Annotated in this window: 1 protein-coding gene; it reads right to left on the minus strand. The window is 44.6% G+C overall.

Annotation, left to right across the window (positions count from 1 at the left end; all coding sequences use genetic code 11):
- Positions 1-129: 129 nt before the first annotated feature.
- On the minus strand, positions 130-558 hold a 429-nt coding region (locus tag R7Z77_RS27590; RefSeq protein ID WP_318137338.1), incomplete at its 5' end, for a glutaredoxin.

Here is a 558-nt window from a genome sequence, read left to right on the forward strand (position 1 = left end):
AGCTTCTATTTTTGCTCGTGTTATGAAAAAACTGGCGAATTAATGCAGAAAAGCCCTGATTGAAAAATCAGGGCTTTTTGTTTCTATAAACCAAATATTTATACGGTCTTTATGCTAGTGCGATAACGACTATGCCGATTGGCTTGGTATTTCTACGACGTTATTCGGCACCTTGTCTAACCCCTTTGCGGCTAACCACTTTTCTAGGTTATCTGCGCCTCCGACGTATTTTCCCTCTAACCAAATTTGCGGCACGGTCACTGGTGTTTTCTCACCGATGATCGCTTTAACTTCTGGGATCATTCTATACAGGGCAGCGCTGTCTTTGACGACATCGTGATACTCGTACTTAATACCAGCATCTTCGAGTAACTGTTTAGCTTTGACGCAATACGGACAAGTGGCTTTTCCGTAAACGATGTTGCCTTTCAGTTCATCACGTTTTACCCACTCCGAAATGACCGATTGCAAGAGCACTCCTCGGTTTAGCGCTTCCCCTTGGCTCACGACTTTACCTTCAACCAGAAGAATAGGGGCGTGCCATGCACCGACTTTCAA

Source organism: Vibrio sp. 1401, assembly GCF_033340295.1.